This window comes from Myxococcus sp. AM010, from assembly GCF_013372585.1.
Lineage (GTDB): Bacteria > Myxococcota > Myxococcia > Myxococcales > Myxococcaceae > Myxococcus > Myxococcus vastator.
This window is the reverse complement of sequence record NZ_JABXEO010000050.1, coordinates 31880-52174: the sequence shown is the minus strand read 5'-3', so window position 1 is coordinate 52174 and position 20295 is coordinate 31880. Positions and strand designations below refer to the sequence as shown.

Below are 20295 nucleotides of genomic sequence, written 5' to 3'. Positions count from 1 at the left end.
CCGCCCATTTCAACTTCGGAGCCCCTGAATGCTCAAGACATTCATTACCCGCCCTGTGTTCACCGCGATGCTGATGCTCGCGGTGGTCGTTTTTGGCGTCAATGCCTACCCACGCATCGGCGTGGACCAGTTCCCCGACGTCGAGTTCCCCGTCGTCACCGTCACCACGGTGCTGCCCGGCGCGGACCCGGAGTCGATGGAGAAGAACGTCAGTGACCCGCTGGAGGAGGCGCTCAACACCCTCAACGGCGTGGAGCAGCTGCGCTCCATCAACCTGGAGAGCGTGTCCCAGATCGTCGTCCGCTTCACCCTGGACACCAAGGTGGACGTGGCGTCCCAGGACGTGCGTGACCGCGTCCAGGCCACGCTGAGCAAGCTGCCGGCGGAGATCGAGACGCCGGTGGTGGAGAAGTTCGACATCGGCGCGGCGCCCATCATGACGCTGTCGCTGTCCGGCGCGCTCCCCATCGAAGAGATGACGCGCGTCGCCGAGGACGTGGTGAAGCCGGCCCTGCAGCGTCAGCCGGGCGTGGGCAGCATCGACGTGGTCGGTGGCCGCGAGCGCGAAATCCAGGTCGTCGTGGATCCGGAGCGGCTGAGGGGCTTCGGGCTGGCCGTCAGCGACGTGAGCCAGGCCGTGCGGGCGCAGAACCTGGACGTCCCGGGTGGCCGCACCATGGACAGCGGCCGTGAGCGCGTGGTGCGCCTGACGTCCGAGGCCAAGAGCGTGGACGAGCTGCGCAACATCATCATCGCCAGTCCCAACGGCGCGCCGGTGCGCGTGCGTGACGTGGCCGACGTGGTGGACGGTCCGGAAGAGGCGCGCTCCAGCGCCAAGAGCGGTGACCGCAACGCCGTGGCGCTGGTGGTGCGCAAGCAGTCCGGCTCCAACACGGTGCAGGTGGCCGAGTCCATCAAGGAGTCCCTGGGCGAGGTCAACAGCCTGCTGCCCGAGGGCGTGCGCACGGAGATGGTGACGGACAACTCGCGGTTCATCCGCTCGTCCATCGCCGCGGTGCAGTTCGACCTGGTGCTCGGTGGCTTCCTGGCGGTGCTCATCGTGCTGGTGTTCCTGCGCAACCTGAACTCCACGCTGGTGGCCGCCATCGCGCTGCCGGTGTCCGTCGTCGGCACCTTCGCCGTCATGGCGGCCCTGGGCTTCACGTTCAACATCGTCACGATGCTGGCGCTGACGCTGTCCATCGGCCTGCTCATCGACGACGCCATCGTGGTCATCGAGAACATCGTCCGTCACCTGGAAGAGGGAAAGACGCCCATGGAGGCGGCGCTCGTGGGCACCGGGCAGATCGCGCTCGCGGTGTTCGCCGTGACGCTCGCCATCGTCGCCGTGTTCATCCCCGTGGCCTTCATGGACGGGACGATGGGCATGTTCTTCTACCAGTTCGGCGTCACGGTGGCCGTGGCGGTGCTCATCTCCTACGCCGTGTCCATGACGCTCACGCCCATGCTGTCGTCGCGCATGCTGAGCCACCATGGCAGCCCCACGGGCATCTCCGCGGCGGTGGAGAAGGTGCTGGTCGCCACGGAGACGGGCTACCGGAACATCCTGGCCAGCATCCTGCGGCACCGGGCCATCACCCTGGTGGTCGCCGTGGCGGTGCTCTTCCTCACCCTCTTCATGGCCGGCTTCCTGAAGTTCACGTTCATCCCGGAGCAGGACAACGGCAACATCAAGCTGGCGGTGGAGCTGCCCATCGGCTCCACGCTGCAGGAGACGCAGGCGGAGCTCGACGCGCTGGACGCGCAGGTCCGCGCCCTGCCCGGCATCGACTCCACCTTCGCCACCGCCGGTGGCGGCGTGCAGGAGGAGGTGCACAAGGGTGAGCTGCTCATCAACCTGGTGCCGCTGAAGGACCGCGCCTTCAACCAGGGCGAGCTGAAGACGTACCTGCGCGGCGCCGTCAAGCCTCGCAGCGGCGTCAGCGTCACGGTGCAGGACATCTCGGCCGTGGGCGGAGGCGGCGCCCGCACCCAGCAGATCCAGTTCAACATCCGCGGTGACGACTGGGACGAGGTGGTGAAGTCCGCCGACAAGGTGCAGGCCGCCATGCGCCAGAACCCGGGCCTGGTGGACGTGGACATGACGTTCCGCTCTGGCAAGCCGCAGTACGACGTGAAGGTGGACCGCGAGCGCGCGGCCAGCCTGGGCGTTCCGGCGGCCTCGCTGGGTGCCACGCTGCGCGCCTTCCTGGGGCGCGACAAGTTCGGCGACTACCGCGAGGGTGGCGAGACGTACGAAATCAAGGTGGCCCTGCCGTCGCGGACGCTGGCCTCCGCCGACGCGCTGGGCAAGCTGACCGTGCGCAGCACCACGGGCCAGCTGGTGGAGCTGCGCAACATCGCGACCATCACCCCGGCGGACGGCCCTGTGCAGATCGACCGCGAGTCGCAGAAGCGGCAAATCACCCTGCTGGCGAACCTGGCCTCGGGCTACGCGCTGAGCGACGGCATCAACTTCCTCAACGCGTACGCGGAGAAGGAGCTGCCCAAGACGGTCATCTACGACTTCGAGGGTAACGCGAAGGAGATGGGCAAGGCCGTGGCGGCCTTCGGCTCCGCCCTGCTGCTGGGCATCATCCTCATCTACATGATTCTGGCGGCGCAGTTCGAGAGCTTCATCCACCCCTTCACCATCATGATGTCGCTGCCCTTCGCCCTCATCGGCGCCATTGGCGGGCTGCTCGTCACCGGTCAGGCCATGTCGATGTTCGCCCTCATCGGCATCATCATGCTCATGGGACTGGTGGTGAAGAACGGCATCCTCCTGGTGGACTTCACGCTGCAGCTGCGTGAGGAAGGCAAGACGGCGACGGAGGCCCTGCTCCAGGCGGCGCCCGTGCGGCTGCGTCCCATCCTGATGACGACCATCGCGATGATCGCCGGCATGATTCCGGTGGCGATCGCCAAGGGTGACGGCGCGGAGACGCGCGCGCCCATGGCCATCACCATCATCGGCGGGCTGGTGACGTCCACGTTCCTCACCCTGGGCGTGGTGCCGGTGGTGTATTCGCTGATGGATCAGCTCACCGAGAAGTTCAAGCGGCGCAAGGGTCCGGACGCGACCTCCGGCACGCCGCACGCGGTGGGTCCGAAGCACGGCGCTGAAGCGCCTTCCGTGGCCGCCGCGGCCCGGGTGGAGACCGCCTGATGCGGCGGCCGGATGACAGGCCGGCCGCGCTCGCGAATCGGCGAGGCGACCCGGGCGCGGAGGGCCAGGACCTTCCCGAGGACGGTGGCTCCGAGGAGAGCCACGGTCTGCTGGAGGAAGACGTCGGAGCCTCCACGCCCGAGTCGCGGCGCCTCCACGAGCTGCTGATTGAGTTCAGCCGCTACCGCTCCCTGAAGAACCCGCTGGCGGGCATCTGCGAGGACCTCCAGCTCACGCCCACGCAGATGCATGCGTTGTCGTGGCTGGGGAACGACGGCCCGGTGCAGGTGGGCGTCCTGGCCCTGCGGGTGGGCATCACCCGGAAGACCATCACCGGCGTGGTGGACCGCCTGGAGAGCATGGGCCTGGTGGAGCGGACCCGCGACGTGGAGGACCGGCGCGCTGTCGTCGTGCGCCTCACCGAGCAGGGCAGCAGCGTCTTCGCTCGCATCGACCGGGGCCTGGACGCGAGCCTGCGGCGCGTGCTGAGCCTGATGAGCTCCGATGACCGCGACGCCGTGTTCGGCATCCTGGAGCGGATGCTGGCGCGGCTGACGGCCGAGGCGGAATCGGCCAACCGCGACTCCCAGACGAGCTGAGCGTTTTCCTCTCGCGCGCCGGCCCATGGTTCGGGCCGGCGCGCGCAAGACGCCGCGGGTGTCGCTGGCGCGACCGTGCGCATGCGCTTCCCCGGATGCACACCGCATGACGATGACCGCCATCCTCCTCGTGAGCCTCGCCGTGGGCCTGGGCGCAGCCGCCCCCGCCCGCGCGGCCTCCCCACCCGACGTGGCCTCGCTGCTGGCCTCCCGGTGCAGGCAGTGGGCGTCCACGCCCGACAATCCCTGGGCGCTGGCCCATGGCCTGGCGCTGGACGGCCGGGACTTCCGCACCCGCGACGGCCAGCCCGCGGCGGACGCCATCATCGCGCGCTACCTGCGCCGGACACCGCCCCCGTCCACCTCCCCCGCCGCCGCGCAGCGGCTCTACTTCGACACCCGAACCGCCAACGGCACGCCGGTGGAGCCTCACCCGGCCCTGCAGCTCAAGGGCCTGCTGCACGCGGGCTACCCGGTGCGCCACCGCTTCAACGCGTCCTGGGGCCCCGTCATGGTGCAGGCGCTGGTGAAGCAGCTGCAGCTCGACTTCCGCCCATCGCTCGGGGTCAGTCCCGAGGGCGCCTGGGCGCTGGACGCCCTGTCCCTGGCGCTGGAGCCCGGCGCCACGTTCCGCAACAGCGAGGGCATGACGGTCCACATCGACGCGGTGATGCGGGACGCGCTCGCCAGGCTGGAGGCCGCCCAGGCCGAGCTGGCCGTGGCGATGCGCGAGGGGAAACCGCAGGTCCCCAAGCGCAAGCAGGGCATCTACGCCCACCCGTGCGGCGGGCTTCACTACTTCCAGGCCGTGGCGGGCTGGGCCCGGCACGCCTCCGTGCGCAAGGCGTGGCGCAAGCGGCTGGACGCGCAGGTGGACGTGCTGCTGTACCGGCTGGACTCCGAAGGAAGGCAGTACGAGGCGGCCCTGGTCAACGCGCCGTTCGCGCACCGGCTGCCCTTGCTGGTGCAGATGTTGAAGTTCCAGGGCCACCTGCTGGAGACGCTCGGACGCTACCGCGACGACACCGGGTGGCGCCCCACGAAGGCCCAGCAGCAGACGGTGGAGCGGGCGCGCACGGCGCTGGAGCACACCGTGCGCCGGCTGGACGCCGGTGGCGCCTTCGACGGGTGGCAGGCGCTGGCCGAGCGGCAGCCGCAGCTCGCGCTGGATTTGCTGGGCGACACCTGCCACGCCGCGCACGGCGAGGCCCTGTGGCGCACGCCCGCCGTCAGTGCCCCAGCCGCGCGAGTTCCTGCGCGGTGAAGCCCGCCTCCTCCAGAATCTCCCGCGAGTGCTGCCCCAACGCGGGCGGCGCGCGCAGCGGCGTCTCGCCCATGCGCAGCGGCGTCAGCAGGTGCGTCACCTCGCGGCCCAGCACCGCGTCCTCCGCCTCCACGAAGAGGCCTCGCGACTGGAGCTGCGCGTCCTTCAGCACGTCGTCCCCCTCCGCCACCGGCTCGATGCAGAGGTCGGAGCCCGCGAAGCGCTCCTGCCAGTACGCCAGCGGGTGCTCGGCGAACAGGCGCGTCAGCTCCGCCTTCACGCGCGCGCCGGGCTCGCCCGGGGCGTAGGCGTCCTCCAGCAGCTCCGGACACCCCAGCCGCTCACACACGCCCGCGAAGAACTTGGGCTCCAGCGCGCCCACCGCGAGCCACCGGTCATCCGACGTGCGGTACAGGCCGTAGCACGCGTAGCCCCCGTTGAGCGCCTCCGTGCCCCGCTGAAGGGCGGCACCCTCCGTCCCCATGTAGAGGCGCGACGCCAGGTGCATGTGCAGGAAGGCCAGCGCGCCGTCCGTCATGGACACGTCCACGAAGCGCCCCTGCCCCGTGCGCTCGCGCTCGTGCAGCGCCGCCAGGATGCCCACCAGCGCGAAGAGGCTGCCGCCGCCAATGTCGCCCATCTGCACGCCGGGAAAGGCGGGCGCGCCGCCGGACTCACCGCCGTAGCCCAGCAGGCCGGCGCGGGCCGCGTAGTTCAAGTCGTGCCCCGCCTTCAGCCGGTCCGGCCCCGTCTGCCCGTAGCCGGAGATGGCGCAGTAGATGAGCCGGGGGTTCTCCGCGCGCAGCACGGACTCGCCCACGCCCAGCTTGTCCATGACACCGGGCCGGAAGCTCTCCACCAGCACGTCGTAGTGGCGCGCCAGCCGCTTCAGCGCCTCGCGGCCCTCGGGCTGCTTCAGGTTCAGCGTCAGGGAGCGCTTGTTCCGGTTGAGGCCGTAGAACAGGCCGCTGACGTCGTCCCGCAGGGGCGGCATCTGGCGGACAGGGTCCCCGCCCCCCGGCTCCTCCACCTTGTCCACGGTGGCCCCCAGGTCGGCCAGCACCAGGGTGGCGTAGGGGCCGGGCAGCAGACGCGACAGGTCCAGCACGCGCAGGCCAGTGAGCGGGAGCGATGACATGGGACATTCCTCGGAAGCTGCGCGTCAGGGGTGTGGAAACGGCCGCGGCGCGCCCCTGTGAAGGAGACGCGCCGCGTGCGACGGAAGTCAGCGGGCGGAGTCTGCTCAGAGCAGCTTCGCGAGCTTCATCGCGAGGCCCATGTCCATGGGCTTGAACTTCAGCTTGCCCTGCATGGCCGCCATCTGCGCGTTGAGCTTCTTCTCGCGAATCTTCACGAAGTCGTCGTTGCTCACGGAGATGGTCATCTTCGCGTTGTCGGCCGCACCTTCCGTCACCCAGCCCTCGGACTTGGTGGCGTCCAGCGTCCACTTCCCGCCGCCCTCACCCGACACGTCAAAGACGATGACGGCGTTGAGTTCCTTCGCCAGCTCCGGCTTCGCCTTGAGGGTCTCCGGAATCTGGTTCTCGATGATGTCCTTCGCGCTCACGACACACTCCTTGGCCTGATCGTTGATTTGAAAATCAAAGACAGGGGGACCGTAATGGCGCCCCCCCTGGCAGGTCAAGACACGGATGCGGCATCTGTCACGCGCTGGTGGACGCGGCGGTGGGATTCAGCGAGCGGCGAACCATGTCCAACAAGTCGTTGAGTTCGAACGGCTTCGCCAGATGGCCCACCGCGCCGATGTCGGAGGCCTTGCTGCCCACGTTGCGGTCCGCGCTCAGGACGATGAGGGGGATGCGCGCCACCTCGGGTGGCTTCTGCCGCATCCGCTGGGCGAACTCCCAACCGTCCATCACCGGCATCATCAGGTCCAACAGGATGAGGTTGGGCGGTTCGGGTTCGAGCCGGTCCAACGCCTCCTTCCCGTTCCGCGCCCGGCGGATTTCGAAGCCTTCGGCTTCCAGAATCTCTGAAAGGGCTTCCAGGATGTCCGGGTCGTCATCAACGACCAGGACCACCGGGGCCCTCGCATGCTGCGCATTGTGCAAGGTCAGAGCCGTCTCCCGAGGTGCGTCGCTGGGATTCTTCAACCATCCTCCCACACGGCCGCGCAAGAAAATGCGCCCACGCCGCCAGACATGGTCCCACGTTGCAAAACCGACAGTCGCTGCCCACCCTTTCCGTGACCTGATGGACTGGGGGTGTGGAACGTGGCGAGCGTGGGGGAGCTGAAGGCAGGCGACATGGCGGCACCAGGGCTGCTGCTGCTGCCTCGAGGAGGCAGCCCGCGCCTGCTCGGCCGCTCCCTGTTGGAGCAGCTGGGGCTGGAGGCGCTCCCCAGCCGCGTGGGCTCCCTGCCGGAGCTCATGGCGGTGGCGGGCTTCCAGCGGCGCTCCGGCAGCGGGAGCCTCTGGGAGCGGGCCGGCCAGGTGCTGATGGCGGGCGAGGAGACGCTGGAGGACGGCGCAGTGCTGCTGTGGACCTCGCCCCTGGCGTGGGACGAGGCTGGGGTGCGCAGGCGGGTGCGCTACCTGTCCATGGCGTCGCACGACTTGCGCGGCTCGCTGGCCAACGTGCGCTCGTACGCGGCCCTGCTGCTCAACGGCCGCGTGCCCCTGGAGGCCAAGGTGCAGCGGGGCCTGGAGACCATCCTCCGCAACGCGGACCGCTCGCTGGCCTTCTCACAGGACTTCTTCGACGCCAGCCGGGCGGACCTGGGCTCCCTGCCCTGTGAGCAGGAGCGCCAGTCCCTGCTGCCCCTGCTGGACGCGGCGGTGGAGCGGCAACGCGCCGCGGCCACGGCGGCCCAGGTGGCGCTCGTGTTGGACCTGAAGCCGGCGGAGGCGGTGCCCGAGGTCATCGTGGACGGGGCCCGCATCCAGCACGCCGTGGAGTCCTTCATCCAGTACCAGCTGGCCCGCGCCCAGCCGGGTGAGGTCATCCGCCTGGGCCTCCGCGACTTCGCGCCCAGGGTGCGCGTGGAGGTCCGCCGGGACGGGGCGCCCTTGACGGATGAGGACGCCGCCGCCGTCTTCCAGCGCGAGGAGCGCGCCTTCCGGGAGAAGCGGCTGGAGGACCCCTTGCGCGTCTACCTGGCCCGGCAGGAGGTGGAGGCGCATGGAGGCAGCGTGGGCGTCGAGTCGGACCGAGGCGGCAGCACCCTCTTCCTCACCCTGGCCCAGGCCCCCATCGCGGCGCTCGGTTCTCCAGCAACCATGCAGGCTTGAATCGTCCGCCGGTCTTGCTAGCGGTCGGCGGCGGCCATCGGTATGCTCCTGGCGTCTTCGCGAAGGAGCCGAATGATGGGTTTGAAGGGAATGGAAATCCTGCTGATCATGGGGGTGCTACTGCTCCTGTTCGGAGCGTCGCGCCTGCCACAGCTGGGCTCTTCGCTGGGAAGTGCGATCCGCAACTTCAAGCGCGGCTTCGGCGGTGAGGGCGAGGATGCGGCGGCGGCCCCCGGGGACAAGAAGGCCTCGGGTTCGCTCTCCAGCGCCTCCGGCGTACAGAACGACGTCGCCAAGAGCCAGACGCCCAGCAGTCACGTCTGAGCCTCCGCCGGGCGGCCGTGGCTCCCGGCAGGACGTGAGCCGTGCCCTGAAACGCGCAACGCCCGAGCCGCCCCTGGAACAAGGGGTGGGCCGGGCGTTCGCTTTTGGCCGTGTGTGGCGTGAGCCTCAGTCGACCACGGCGGTGCCTTCGTACATCCGGTCGAGCTGCGCCTTGTACTTCCGGGTGCAGACCTTCCGCTTCACGCTGAGCTTGGGCGTCAGCTCCTCCGTCTCCTGGCTGAAGTCGTTCTCCAGCACGGTGAAGCGCTTGAGGGTGGCGTAGGGCGGCTGCTGCGTGTTGAGCTGATCCACCGCGGCCTTCACCGCCGCGTGGACCTCCGGACGCCGGGCGTTCTCCGCGTAGGTGCCCACCGGGGCGCCCTGGTCCTGCAGGAGCTTGCGCGCGCCCTCCTCCGACACGGTGACGAGCACCACCAGGTACGGCCGCTTGTCGCCGTACACCATGGCCTGGCTGATGATGGCGTGCGTCTTGAGGGCGTTCTCCAGGTTCTGCGGCGCCACGTTCTTCCCGCCCGCGGTGACGATGAGGTCCTTCTTGCGGTCGGTGATGCGCAGGTAGTTGTCCGCGTCCAGTTCGCCAATGTCCCCGGTGTGGAACCAGCGCTCCGCGTCGATGGCCTCCGCCGTGGCCTCGGGGTTCTTGAAGTACCCCTTCATGACGGACGGGCCGCGGATGAGGATTTCGCCGTCGGAGGCAATCATCACCTCCATGCCCGGCAGGGGCGAGCCCACGCTGCCAATCTTGATTTTGTGCTCGCGGTTGATGGTGGTGCCGGCGGACGTCTCCGTCAGGCCGTAACCCTCCAGCACCTTGAGGCCCAGCAGGTCGAAGAAGTAGCCAATCTTCGGGGCCAGGGGCGCGCCGCCGGAGATGAACACGCGCATGTTGCCGCCCAGCTTCTCGCTGATGGCCGCGTGCACCTTGGAGAACACCAGCTTCTTCGCCAGCGCGAAGCCCAGGGTGGCGTACTCGCGGCCCTGGCTGCGCGCCTCGACGTACTCGTCGAACAGCTTGAAGGCCCAGCGGAAGAGCCGGCCCTTGAGGCCCGGGGCGGCCGAGCCGTTGGCCACCACGTTGTTGTAGACCTTCTCGAAGACGCGCGGCACCGACGGCAGCACCGTGGGGCGCGTCTCCACCAGGTTGGCCAGCAGCTTGTCCACCGACTCCGCGACGATGAGCCGGTAGCCCATGCTCAGCCAGCCCGCCTTCACCACCTGCGCGAAGACGTGCGCCAGCGGCAGGAACAACATCACCGAGTCGCCGGGCGTCATCATCCCCACCGACTGGGCGGCCATGGCCTCGAAGGCCCAGTTCCGGTGCGTGAGGATGACGCCCTTGGGGTCACCCGTGGTGCCGGAGGTGTAGATGATGGAGGCGGTGTCCTCCGTGGATACGCCCGCCACCCGCGCGTCGAAGTCGTCCGGACGGGCCGCGTGCTCGGTGCGGCCCTGGGCGACGACGTCGGCGAGCGACAGCTCGGTGCCGCCAGCGACGGGGCCCTCGAAGGCGACGATGCGGCGGAGCGCCGGGCACTCCGCCAGCTTCTGGCGAAGGCGCGTGAGCCGGCCTGCCTGCCGGGCGTCCTTCTCGTCGTTGTCCACGAAGACGAGCGTCGTCTCGGAGTGGTTGAGGATGTACCGGCACTCATCCGGCGTGTTGGACGCGTAGATGGGGACGGTGATGGCCTGCGCGGCGCTGATGGCCACGTCGCAGATGAGCCACTGCAGGCTGGTGTTCGCGAAGATGGCCACCCGGTCCCCGGGTTTCACCCCCTGGGCCACCAGGCCCGCGGAGAGCGCTTTCACCTCGTCCAGGAACTGGGCGAAGGTGACGTCCTGCCAGCGGCCGTCCTTCTTGTGGCATGCGCCCACCGTCGACGCGTTCTTCGCGCGCTGGATGAGCAGTTGGACCAGCGTCGCATCCCCCCCCGCGGCAGCGGGAACCGCCACCTGATTCTCTGCCCTCATCTGAGCTCCTTCTCGATATCGGCTTCGACCTTCTTGGACCACTCCTGCACGCGCCGCCCCTCCGCCGGGTCGTACGCGATGCTGCCTTGCTTCACCTTCTGGATGGCCTCGCGCGCCTTCTCCGCCTTGCCGTCCTTGAGGAGCGTCTCCGCCAGGAAGTAGTAGGCGCGCAGCATCCGCGGGTGCTTCGCGATGGCCTTCTCGTAGAGGCTGGCGGACTTCGCCAGGTCGCGCTTGGGCCAGGGCAGCTCGTAGTAGTAGCGGCCCTTCGCCAGCAGCGGCGCGCCCCGGTCATAGTCCGCGTCGAGCTGGATGGCCTTGTCGAGCCGCTCGTTGAACTTGCCCTCGAGCCCCTCGCCCAGCGCCTTCATGATGCCCACGGCCTGGGAGTAGGCGCCGATGCCGGTGGCCGCGTAGTAGTGGCCCTCCACCCGGCCGGGGTTGAGCTTCACCGCCTTCTCACCCCAGTCCCACGTCTGGCGGCCCAGCACCTTCTTCAGCTTCTCGCTTGCCGCCCCGTCCGCCTGCCACTGGAGGATGCGCGCCTTGCGCCAGACCAGCTCGTAGTCCTCCGGCGCCGCGTCCAGCGCCGTCTTCAACGCCCCCTCATAGGCCTTCTCCCCGCCGGGCTCGCCGCGCTTCGCGTACAGCCCGTCAAGCTCGGACAGCAGGGAGGCCTCAGCCCCCCAGGCAGGCAGGCTCAGGAGGAGGCTCAAAGCAAATGAAATCAGGCGCATAAGCGCCGGGCTTAGCACGCGCTTTTGCCTGCTAGCAAACCATGGCGGGTCAAACATCCGCCAAACGACAAGAGGCGGGAGCGGCCCGGAGTGACCCGGTCCGTCCCGCCCCGATGACGCGCCTTCCCAGGTGAGAAGCGCCCTGGAGGGCCGCTCATGCCGCCGCGTCGGCGGTCAGCTCGCCCAGGTGCTCCTCGTTCTCGTTGAACGCTTGCAGGTAGCGCTCGAGGAAGTTCTTCGTCTTCAGCTCCACCTGACGCACGCGCTCACGCGACACGCCCCACCGCTGGCCCAGCTCCTCCAGCGTCAGCGGCTTGTCCTGCGTCAGCCGCTCCGTGAGGATGTCCCAGCCCAGGTCACCGATGCGCTTGCGCACCTTGGCGAGCGCCTCCTGAATCTCCGTGTCCTGCTCGTGCGACAGGAACACCTGCTGAGGCGAAGGGCCGTTGTCCTCCAGCCGGTCGAGGAAGGTCGTCTCGCCGTCCTCGTCGATGGTGGCGTCCAGCGAGAAGTCCACCATGCTGCCGCGCTCGGCTTCACCGCCGCGCACCTGGCTGCGGTTGTCCTTCAGGTACCGGGTGATGTAGGCGCGAATCCACCACACGGCGTAGGTGGCGAAGCGCACGTTCTTCTTCGGATCGAAGTGCTCGATCGACTTCATGAGACCGACGTTGCCCTCCTGGATGAGGTCATCCAGGCGCGCGCCGCGATTGGCGAACTTCTTCGCCACGGCGACAACGAAGGCCAGATTGGAGCTGGCGAGCGTCTGCCGCGCGGACTCGTCACCCTGGCGGGCGCGGCGCGCGAGCTCGTACTCCTGCTCACGCGTCAGCTGCTGGTGCCCGCCCAGGTTCCGAAGGTAGTGCGACAGGCCCTCCGCTGCGTACTTCGTCGAATTGGCCATGATTTCCCGTCCTCCGTTCGATGCCGGACGCGCGCTCCTCCGCCGCCTCGCGTCCACCTGGAACTAAGACGCGCAACGAGCGAAAGGGTTTCTCATTCCAGGTTCGATTCGGCATTTCGAGCGACATTCCCAGCCCTTCCCATGACTTGGACGGTAAGCCGCTCGACGCCGGGACAAAAACGAGCCGCGCCGGTTACGCATCAACAACGCTTGGGCGCGGGGAAGATTTTCGAGGGGTTGAGCAACCCTGATGGATCAAAGAAGGCCTTGAGCCGGCGCTGCAAATCGATGAGCGCGGGGGACTGCTCCAGCGAAAGATATTCCCGCTTCGCGTGCCCCACACCGTGCTCGCCTGTGATCGTACCGCCAAGTTCCACGGTCATCACCAGCATGCGCCGCAGGGCTTCATCCACCAGCGGCCGTTGGTGGGCGCCCTCGTAGAGGACGTTGGCGTGCAGGTTCCCATCGCCCGCGTGGCCATACGTGGCCACGGTGAGTCCCAGCTCGGCGCCCATGGCCTTCAGGCGCTCGATGACCTCGGGAATCTTGGAGCGGGGCACGACGATGTCCTCGGAAATCTTGTGAGGCTTGAGGGCCCGGAGGGCTGGGGAAATCGCCCTGCGCGCGGCCCAGAGCTTCTCGCGCTGGGAGGCGTCCTGGGCCACCAGCGTCTCGGTGGCCCCCTGACTGGTACAGAGGTCACCCAATTGAGACAGCTCAGCGAGCAAGCCCTCGCGGCCGTTGCCGTCCACCTCCACGATGACGGCGGAGCCCGCGCCCGGGGGGAATTGGAAGCCGCGGCCGTTCACCGCCCGCAGGGCCACGTCATCAATGAGCTCCAGGCAACGCGGGAGGAGGCCCGCGGCCAGCACGGCGGACACCGCCCGCGCGGCGTGCAGCACGGACGGAAACACCACCAGAGCCGTCAGCACCTCGCGCGGCAGCGGGATGAGCTGGACGGTGATTTCCGTGGCGACCCCCAGCGTGCCCTCCGAGCCGACGAAGAGGCCCACCAGGTCATATCCCGCCACGCCCTTGATGGTGCGCCGGCCCACCCGCACCACCTCACCGTCCGGGAGCACCCACTCCAGTCCGATGACGTAGTCGCGCGTGACACCATATTTCAGCGCGCGAGGCCCGCCGGCGTTCTCCGCCACGTTGCCGCCCAGCGTGCACAGCTCCCAGGAGTTCGGGTCCGGGGGATAGAAGAGCCCCACCGCCTCCACGGCCTTCATCAAGTCACCCGTGATGACGCCGGGCTGCGCCACCGCGGTGAGGTCTTCGGGGGCGATGGAGAGGATGCGGTTCATCCGCTCCAGGCTCACCGCCACCCCACCGTGCAAGGGCAGCGAGCCACCACTCTTGCCGCTCCGCGCGCCGCAAGGGGTGAAGGGCACGCCGTGCGCCGCGCACACCTTGAAGACCTCCGACACCTGCCGCGTGTCTGCGGGGAAGACGACGAGGTCAGGCGCATGGACGCCGCTGTCGGACTCATCCCGGGCATAGGCTGCCAGCGAGGCGTCATCCGCGCGCAGCTGCTCCGGGGCCAGGACGGCGGCCAGCGCCTCGCGCACGCGGACCACGCGCTCGGGCGCCACGCGAGGCCCGGGCACGGGCGTGCTCATCGCCGGGCCCCCAGCCGGGCCCACAGCTCGCGGCGAAGGGGGCCGTCGCGCCGCAGGGTGCCTTCATAGGCCTCCGCGTGGGTGACGGCGTCGCGCTGCTTGTCCCCGCGCAGGCGCAGGCACGCTTGCTCCGCTTCGATGATGCACGCGGTGGCGGGGCTGCCCAGCACCTGGGCCAGGGAGCGCGCCACCTCCCGCGCCAGGTCCTCCTGGAGGATGAGCCGGTGCGCGAAGCAGTCCACCAGCGATGACAGGCGGCCAAAGCCCACCACCCGCTTGCCCGGCACATAGGCCACGTGGGCCCGTCCGGTGAGCGGCAGCAGGTGGTGCGGACACATGGAGTGGAAGCGCAGGTCCGTCACCACAACCAGCTCGCCGGAGGAGCCCGGCGGCGCGGGGAACGTCTCACCCAGCGCCTGCTCCGGGGTGCGGCTGTAGCCGTCGAGGAACTCGGCCGTCCAGGCCTCGGCCACGCGCTCCGGGGTGTCCGCCAGGTGGATGTCCTGGAGGTTCAGGCCGGCGGCGCGCAGGAAGTCCGCCACGGCGCGCGCCATGGCCGAGCTATCCGGGACACCAGCGGGGGCGGCAGCGGCGGGGGCTTTGCGGCGGGCTCGGGACGAAGTCACAGCGGAATCGCTCCTGGAAGGGGCCAGCATTCAGGGGGCGTGGACCCTACCCGATGCGGACACGAGGATGTGCTGTCCCTGCACACGCACCGCATAGGTGCGGACCTGCACTCCGGGGTGCCGCGGGCACAGCCCCGTCCGGACGTCGAACGGCCAGGTGTGCAACGGACAGTGCACCACGTATCCCACCAGGTCGCCCTCGGACAGGGGCCCGGCCCGGTGGGGACACGCGTCCGCCACCGCGTGGAGCGCCCCATCCACGCGGAAGAGGGCTACCGCGACCCCGTCCACCTGGACCACCGCGCGCCCCCGCGCGTCGAGTGCGTCCAGCGTCGCCACTGGAATGAATCCTCCGTCCGGCTGTCCGTTCATCCCGATGTCCCCCAACGCCCGGCCGGGGCCGACACATCCCCACCCGGACGAATCAGAGCGTGATACCGTCCCTTGACACCCGCCGTGCCGCCTCATTAGAGCACCCGGGCAACCGCCCCTTCCGATGAATCAGCGAGCCCACACCTTCGCCCGCTGCACCGCGACGCTGCTCGTCGCGCTGTGGGTGTGTCAGCCGCTGGGCGCGCTGATGCACGCGAGGGACGAGCACGCGCACCGGTTCTGTCCGCAGCATCAGACGTTCGAGGAGACGGCGCTCGGCACGGGCGCGCGGCTGTCCCGGCTCGCGATTGAACAGAGCCCGCAGCTGTCCGCCCTGCCCGAGGCCGTCACGGACTCGGCGGCCCTCCCCCATGAGGAATGTCCGCTGGTGACGTCCGGCTCCCGCTCGGAGCTCCTGACGCCCTACCGCACGTCCCTGGTGCTGACGCTGCTCGCCGTGAGCCGCCCGGCCACCGCGCCGCCCCGCGTCCAGCCCCCCCTCTCCATCCTCGACACCGCCCCCAAGGCCTCGCCTCCCGCGCACGCGTGACGTGCGTCGTCTGAGGTCTGGCAGGTCATTGGTGGGCGTGGCCGCTTCGCGGGCGCCCCGTTCGAGGAGCATTCCAGGTGGCAACCCGTTCGCGCCGTGCTCACGGCGCTCTCATCGTCGTTTCACTCACGCCCTTCCTCTTCGCCAGCGGCGCCAGCGCCCAGGACGCCTCCGCGCCTCCGGCGGACGCCCCCGTGCAGGCGTCACAGGAAGACGCCGCGCCCGCGCTCACGCCCGAGGAGCTGGAGGAAATCGAGAAGGCGCTTGGCAGCGACGCAGCGGCCGCGCAGCAGAACGCGCCCGCCGGCACCGCGGCGCCGCCAACCTCCAGCCCCGGCGGTGGCTCCGCGCTCTCCATCCCCGGGGTGAACAACCCCAACACGGGCGCGAACTTCCTGGACCTGAGCTTCATCCTGGACGTGGCCGCCGCGGCCTTCACGGACAAGGAGCCCCTGCAGAGCGGCGCGCATGACCCCACGCGCAACGGCTTCAACCTGCAGCAGTTGGAGCTGTCCATCGGCTCGGTGGTGGACCCCTACTTCCGCTTCGACGCCAACATCGTCTTCAGCCAGTTCGGCGTGGAAATCGAAGAGGCCTACGGCACCACACTGACGCTGCCCTACAACCTCCAGGTGCGCGCCGGTCAGTTCCTCACGCGCTTCGGCCGCATCAACCCCACGCACCCGCATTCGTGGGACTTCGTGGACCAGCCCTTCGCCGTGGGCCGCATCTTCGGAGGCGAAGGCAACCGCGGCCTGGGCGCCGAGGTGTCCTGGCTGGCGCCCCTGCCCTGGTACGTGGAGGTGATTGGCAGCACCACCGACGCCACCGGCGAGGCCACCGCGCGCAGCTTCCTGGGCGCCACCAACGAGCGGGTGCAGTCCCCGCTCGATTTGCAGCTCACCGGCGCGCTGAAGCAGTTCTTCCCACTGTCGGACGACGTGTCCCTCATGTGGGGCCTGTCCACCGCCACCGGGCCCAACCCCACCGGCTACCGCAACCGCACGGACGTGTTCGGCACGGACCTGTACCTGCGCTACCGGCCCATCACCCAGGCCTACAACACCACGCTCATCACGCTCCAGGCGGAGGCCTTCTACCGCCGCCGCCAGGTGCCCGGAGACGTGCTGACGGACTTCAACACCTACGCGCAGGCCGCGTGGCGCTTCTCGCCGCGGTGGGCCACCGCGCTGCGCTACGAGCTGGGGACCGCGGCGCGCGGCGAAGACGGCGAGCGCGTCATCGACCCGCTGGACCCGGAGTGGACGGAGTCACGCAACCGCGTGTCCGCCAACGTCACCTTCTGGCCCACCGAGTTCTCCCGGCTGCGCCTCCAGGGCGCACGGGACAGGGCCGGGTGGCGGGATGAGCCCGGCTACTCCTTGATGCTCGCGCTCGAGCTGGTGACCGGCGCCCACGGCGCCCACGCCTTCTAAACCCTTTCGCAGGAGCCATGACCATGCGTCTCTCCCGTCTGCTCGCGGCCGTGTGCGCCGCCTTCACCCTCTTCGTCGCCTCCCCCGCTCGCGCGGACCTCAACGTCGTCACCACCCTGCCGGACCTGGCCGCGCTGACGAAGGCCGTGGGCGGGGACCACGTCAAGGTGCAGGCCCTGGCGCTGTCCAGCCAGGACCCGCACTTCGTGGACGCCAAGCCGAACCTCGCCCTGGCGCTCAACCGCGCGGACCTGCTCATCGCCGTGGGGCTGGACCTGGAGGTTGGCTGGCTGCCCACGCTCCAGGTGGGCGCGCGCAACTCGAAGGTCCTCGTGGGCAACCCGGGCTACCTGGTGGCCTCTCAGTTCGTGAAGCTGCTGGAGGTCCCCACGGTGCAGGTGGACCGGGGCCAGGGCGACGTCCACCCGGGCGGCAACCCGCACTTCCTCTATGACCCTCGCCAGGCGCTGTCCGTCGCGCGTGGCATCACCGACCGGCTGGCGCAGTTGGACCCGAAGAACGCGAAGGCCTACCGCGCCAACCTGGCCACCTTCGCCACCGAGCTGGAGAAGTCGCGCGCGGACTGGGAGAAGCGGCTGGTGTCGCTGCGTGGCCAGCCCGTCATCGCCTACCACCGGACCATGGCGTACCTGGCGGACTGGCTGGGCTTCGACACCATCATCTACCTGGAGCCCAAGCCCGGCATCCCGCCCAACCCGTCCCACGTGGCGAGCGTCCTGGCCCAGGGCCGTCAGCGCAAGGCGCGCATGGTGCTGATGGAGAGCTACTACCCGGACACCACCGCGCGGCTGGTGGCCTCGAAGATTCCCGCGCCGCTGGTCACCCTGCACGGCGGCACGGACTTCAAGGCGAACGAGACGTACCTCCAGCACATCAACGAGATGGTCGAGCGCCTGGAGAAGGGGCTCGCCGGCAAGGGGACCTGAGCCATGCGGACCCTCCTCCTTCCCCTGCTCCTCCTGTCCGGCTGCGCGCTGGATTCCGGTGAGAGCTTCGCCGTGCTGGAACCCACCGTCCGCGCGGACTACACACCGGTGGCCGGGCGCGACGTGGGCAACGGCTTCCAGCGGCTCGCCTCCGACTTCGAGCTTCGCCTGGACGGCGCCGCGCTGGGCGTGGACCACATCGACCTGGTGGCCAGCGGCGGCACCCGCGGCCCCGCGACTTTCGACCCGGCCAACCCGCCGCCGGGCTACGGCAACTGCCACAACGGCCACTGCCACCGCGACGACGGCGCGCTGGTGGACTACGAGGACATCCAGGCGGAGCTGGATGGCGGTGGCGGCGGCGCGGAGGCCACGGTGGCCAGCCTGCACGTGGACGCGGACCTGGACCTGCTGGCGGACCAGACGCTGTCGCCCGGCTGCGAGCCGTCCTGCGAGCTGGACCGCGCCAACGTCAGCCGCTACCAGTGGGACGTGTCGTCGGTGCACCTGGAAGGCGTCGTGCGCGACAGCCGCCCCACGCCGCGTTTCAACGACGAGCGCCGCTTCCGGCTCGCGTTGGCGGCGGCGGCGGAGGCCACGCCGCTGCTGGTGCTGCGTGGCACGGTGGACATCCCCGCGGACCGGGAGCACAGGCCGCGCGTGAAGCTGGCCCTGCGGCTGGCCCTGGCGCCCACGCTGTTCGACTCGCTGGACTGGGCGTCCACCACGCCCGGTCCCGACGGCGTGGTGGACCTGACCGCTCCCGAGAACGCCGCCCTCCGGACCGCGATGGTGGAGGCACTGGCCACCCTGGAGCCCCAGGCGGAGGTGCGGCGTGAAGACCGTTGAGCCCACGGACGGCGCGCACGCGGTGCCCGCCACCTTCGCACCGGGAGACGCGCTGCTCACCTGCGAGAAGCTCGTCATCGGCTACGACGGCAAGGCCATCCTGCCGCCCATCGACCTGACCATCCGCCGCGGCCAGTTCGTGGCGGTGGTGGGCCGCAACGGCTCCGGCAAGAGCACCTGGTTCCGGACGCTGCTGGGCATGCAGCCGCCGGTGTCCGGCACCATCTCCCGCGCCTCCGCGCAGGTGCGCAGCGCCTACGTGCCGCAGACGTCCGCCATCGACTCGTTGCTGCCACTGCGCGCGGGCGAGCTGACGGCGTGGGGACGCCTGCGCGGCTGGAGCTTCCTGTGGCCCTTCGCCCGGAAGGCGGACCGGCAGGCCGTGCAGCGCGCGCTGGAGACGGCTGGCGCGAAGGACTTCGCGGCGCGGCCCTACCGCGAGCTGTCGGAGGGCCAGAAGCAGCGCGCGCTGCTGGCGCGGCTGGTGGCCACCGAGGCGGACCTGGTGCTGCTGGACGAGCCCACCGCCGCCATGGACGCGGTGGCCGAGCGCGAGACGATGCAGCGGCTGTGCACGCTGTCGCGTGAGCGGGGCCTGGGCGTGGTGGTGGTGTGCCACGACCTGGAGGTCGCCGCCGAGCACGCGGACGTGCTCGTCTTCGTGGACCGCGAGACGTCCGCCTTCGTCATGGGCGATGCCCGCACCGTCTTCTGTCACCCCGCCTTCCGCCGCCAGTACGGCGACGAGTACTGCCAACGCGCGCCCCTGGGACCTCACCGTGGAAACGACGCTCGCTGAACCGTCCAAGTGGGAGCAGTTCCACCTGGCGTTCGATTTGTTCAGGGACCCGCTGCTGTGCGCGCTCATCGCCGGCGGCGTGCTGGGCTTCCTGAGCGTGTACGTGGTGCTGCGGCGCATGGTGTTCGTCAGCGCCGCGGTGGCCCAATCCGCGGGCCTGGGCGTGGCGCTGGCCTTCTACGCCGCCATCCACCTGGGCACGCACGTGGAGCCCGTGCTGGGCGCCACCACCCTGGCCCTGCTGGCCACGCTGCTGTTGATGACGGAGCCGGCGAAGCTGCGCCTCACGCGGGAGAGCCTGCTGGGCCTGGCCTACGCGCTGGCGGGCGGCGCCGCGGTGCTCGTGGGAGACCGCATCGCGCAGGAGGCGCACGACATCCAGGGCATCCTCTTCGGCACGGCGGTGCTGGTGACGCCCGAACAGCTCCACACGGTGACCATCGCGGGCGGGGCCGTCATGTTCATCCAGCTGTGGTGGTACCGGGGCATCACCTTCGCCAGCTTCGACCGGACGGGCGCGCTGGTGCAGGGGCTGCCGGTGCGCCTGCTGGACGGCGTGCTGATGGTCAGCATCGGCGTCATGGTGGGCGTGTGCGCCCGGGCGCTGGGCGCGCTGCCGGTGTTCGCCTTCTCCACGCTGTCCGCCATCGCCGCGCTGATGCTGGAGCTGCGGCTGCCGTGGACCTTCTTCGTCGCCACGCTCTTCGGCGCCATCGCGGGCGTGGGCGGCTACCTCTTCGCCTTCTTCTACGACTTCCCCGTGGGGGGCTCGCAGACGGTGTTCGCCGCGGCCATGGTGGCCGTGGCGACCGTCCTCCGGATGCTCGTCCACGCGGCGCAGAAGGCGCGCTGAG

Annotated in this window: 20 protein-coding genes; 11 read left to right on the top strand and 9 right to left on the bottom strand. The window is 69.9% G+C overall.

What is annotated here, in order from left to right:
- Positions 1 to 28: 28 nt before the first annotated feature.
- The 3 genes from HV826_RS22260 to HV826_RS22250 all read left to right on the top strand — a co-directional run bounded on the left by HV826_RS22260 (position 29) and on the right by HV826_RS22250 (position 5032).
- Entirely contained in the window at positions 29 to 3169 is a 3141-nt protein-coding gene (locus HV826_RS22260; RefSeq protein ID WP_176419020.1) for an efflux RND transporter permease subunit, read from the top strand.
- The gene (locus tag HV826_RS22255; protein WP_176419019.1) at positions 3169 to 3768 is read left to right on the top strand and encodes a MarR family winged helix-turn-helix transcriptional regulator; all 600 of its coding nucleotides are present in this window, start codon (positions 3169 to 3171) and stop codon (positions 3766 to 3768) included. Before HV826_RS22260 ends, HV826_RS22255 begins: the two co-directional genes overlap by 1 nt.
- A 106-nt stretch (positions 3769 to 3874) precedes the next feature.
- Positions 3875 to 5032 (top strand): hypothetical protein, encoded by a 1158-nt coding sequence (locus HV826_RS22250; protein WP_176419018.1) that lies wholly within the window; start codon positions 3875 to 3877, stop codon positions 5030 to 5032.
- On the opposite strand, the gene HV826_RS22245 is transcribed toward HV826_RS22250, so the two are convergent.
- From HV826_RS22245 to HV826_RS22235, 3 genes are all read right to left on the bottom strand, one after another.
- Positions 4998 to 6170, bottom strand: a complete 1173-nt coding sequence (locus HV826_RS22245) for a CaiB/BaiF CoA-transferase family protein (RefSeq protein ID WP_176419017.1) — start codon at positions 6168 to 6170, stop codon at positions 4998 to 5000. The two genes, HV826_RS22250 and HV826_RS22245, sit on opposite strands and share 35 nt — an antisense overlap.
- A gap of 105 nt (positions 6171 to 6275) precedes the next feature.
- Positions 6276 to 6599, bottom strand: a complete 324-nt coding sequence (locus tag HV826_RS22240) for an SCP2 sterol-binding domain-containing protein (RefSeq protein WP_176419016.1) — start codon at positions 6597 to 6599, stop codon at positions 6276 to 6278.
- Positions 6600 to 6696: 97 nt separating this feature from the next.
- Positions 6697 to 7074: a two-component system response regulator gene (locus tag HV826_RS22235; RefSeq protein WP_176419015.1), complete on the bottom strand. Its 378-nt coding sequence runs from the start codon at positions 7072 to 7074 to the stop codon at positions 6697 to 6699.
- A 183-nt stretch (positions 7075 to 7257) separates the two neighbouring features.
- On the opposite strand from HV826_RS22235, the gene HV826_RS22230 reads away from it, so the two are divergent.
- Together HV826_RS22230 and tatA are read left to right on the top strand one after the other, a co-directional pair.
- Positions 7258 to 8283, top strand: coding sequence for a HAMP domain-containing sensor histidine kinase (locus HV826_RS22230; RefSeq protein ID WP_176419014.1), 1026 nt, complete (start codon positions 7258 to 7260; stop codon positions 8281 to 8283).
- A 75-nt stretch (positions 8284 to 8358) separates the two neighbouring features.
- Positions 8359 to 8607 (top strand): twin-arginine translocase TatA/TatE family subunit, encoded by a 249-nt coding sequence (tatA, locus tag HV826_RS22225; protein ID WP_368670970.1) that lies wholly within the window; start codon positions 8359 to 8361, stop codon positions 8605 to 8607.
- 126 nt (positions 8608 to 8733) lie between these two features.
- On the opposite strand, the gene HV826_RS22220 is transcribed toward tatA, so the two are convergent.
- From HV826_RS22220 to HV826_RS22195, 6 genes are all read right to left on the bottom strand, one after another.
- On the bottom strand, positions 8734 to 10596 hold the full coding sequence (locus HV826_RS22220; protein ID WP_176419012.1) for a long-chain fatty acid--CoA ligase: 1863 nt from the start codon (positions 10594 to 10596) through the stop codon (positions 8734 to 8736).
- A complete protein-coding gene (locus tag HV826_RS22215; RefSeq protein ID WP_176419011.1) occupies positions 10593 to 11390 on the bottom strand; it encodes a tetratricopeptide repeat protein in 798 nt (265 codons plus the stop codon). The genes HV826_RS22220 and HV826_RS22215 overlap by 4 nt, the downstream gene beginning before the upstream one ends.
- Before the next feature lie 97 nt (positions 11391 to 11487).
- Positions 11488 to 12237, bottom strand: coding sequence for an RNA polymerase sigma factor RpoD/SigA (locus HV826_RS22210; protein WP_176419010.1), 750 nt, complete (start codon positions 12235 to 12237; stop codon positions 11488 to 11490).
- Positions 12238 to 12437: 200 nt separating this feature from the next.
- Complete coding sequence (locus HV826_RS22205; protein ID WP_176419009.1) at positions 12438 to 13862, bottom strand: FAD-binding oxidoreductase; 1425 nt, start codon at positions 13860 to 13862, stop codon at positions 12438 to 12440.
- Complete coding sequence (folE, locus tag HV826_RS22200) at positions 13859 to 14416, bottom strand: GTP cyclohydrolase I (RefSeq protein WP_217917439.1); 558 nt, start codon at positions 14414 to 14416, stop codon at positions 13859 to 13861. The genes HV826_RS22205 and folE overlap by 4 nt, the downstream gene beginning before the upstream one ends.
- Before the next feature lie 102 nt (positions 14417 to 14518).
- Positions 14519 to 14827, bottom strand: coding sequence for a Rieske (2Fe-2S) protein (locus tag HV826_RS22195; protein WP_368670969.1), 309 nt, complete (start codon positions 14825 to 14827; stop codon positions 14519 to 14521).
- A gap of 157 nt (positions 14828 to 14984) precedes the next feature.
- Here HV826_RS22195 and HV826_RS22190 point away from each other — a divergent pair, with 157 nt between their 5' ends.
- The 6 genes from HV826_RS22190 to HV826_RS22165 all read left to right on the top strand — a co-directional run bounded on the left by HV826_RS22190 (position 14985) and on the right by HV826_RS22165 (position 20294).
- On the top strand, positions 14985 to 15410 hold the full coding sequence (locus HV826_RS22190) for a hypothetical protein (protein ID WP_176419006.1): 426 nt from the start codon (positions 14985 to 14987) through the stop codon (positions 15408 to 15410).
- A gap of 77 nt (positions 15411 to 15487) precedes the next feature.
- Positions 15488 to 16846 (top strand): zinc-regulated TonB-dependent outer membrane receptor, encoded by a 1359-nt coding sequence (locus tag HV826_RS22185; RefSeq protein ID WP_176419005.1) that lies wholly within the window; start codon positions 15488 to 15490, stop codon positions 16844 to 16846.
- 17 nt (positions 16847 to 16863) lie between these two features.
- Entirely contained in the window at positions 16864 to 17793 is a 930-nt protein-coding gene (locus tag HV826_RS22180) for a metal ABC transporter substrate-binding protein (protein WP_176419004.1), read from the top strand.
- A gap of 3 nt (positions 17794 to 17796) precedes the next feature.
- On the top strand, positions 17797 to 18642 hold the full coding sequence (locus HV826_RS22175; RefSeq protein WP_176419003.1) for a hypothetical protein: 846 nt from the start codon (positions 17797 to 17799) through the stop codon (positions 18640 to 18642).
- Positions 18629 to 19441: a metal ABC transporter ATP-binding protein gene (locus HV826_RS22170; protein ID WP_176419002.1), complete on the top strand. Its 813-nt coding sequence runs from the start codon at positions 18629 to 18631 to the stop codon at positions 19439 to 19441. Before HV826_RS22175 ends, HV826_RS22170 begins: the two co-directional genes overlap by 14 nt.
- On the top strand, positions 19422 to 20294 hold the full coding sequence (locus tag HV826_RS22165; RefSeq protein WP_176419001.1) for a metal ABC transporter permease: 873 nt from the start codon (positions 19422 to 19424) through the stop codon (positions 20292 to 20294). Before HV826_RS22170 ends, HV826_RS22165 begins: the two co-directional genes overlap by 20 nt.
- Position 20295: the final 1 nt, after the last annotated feature.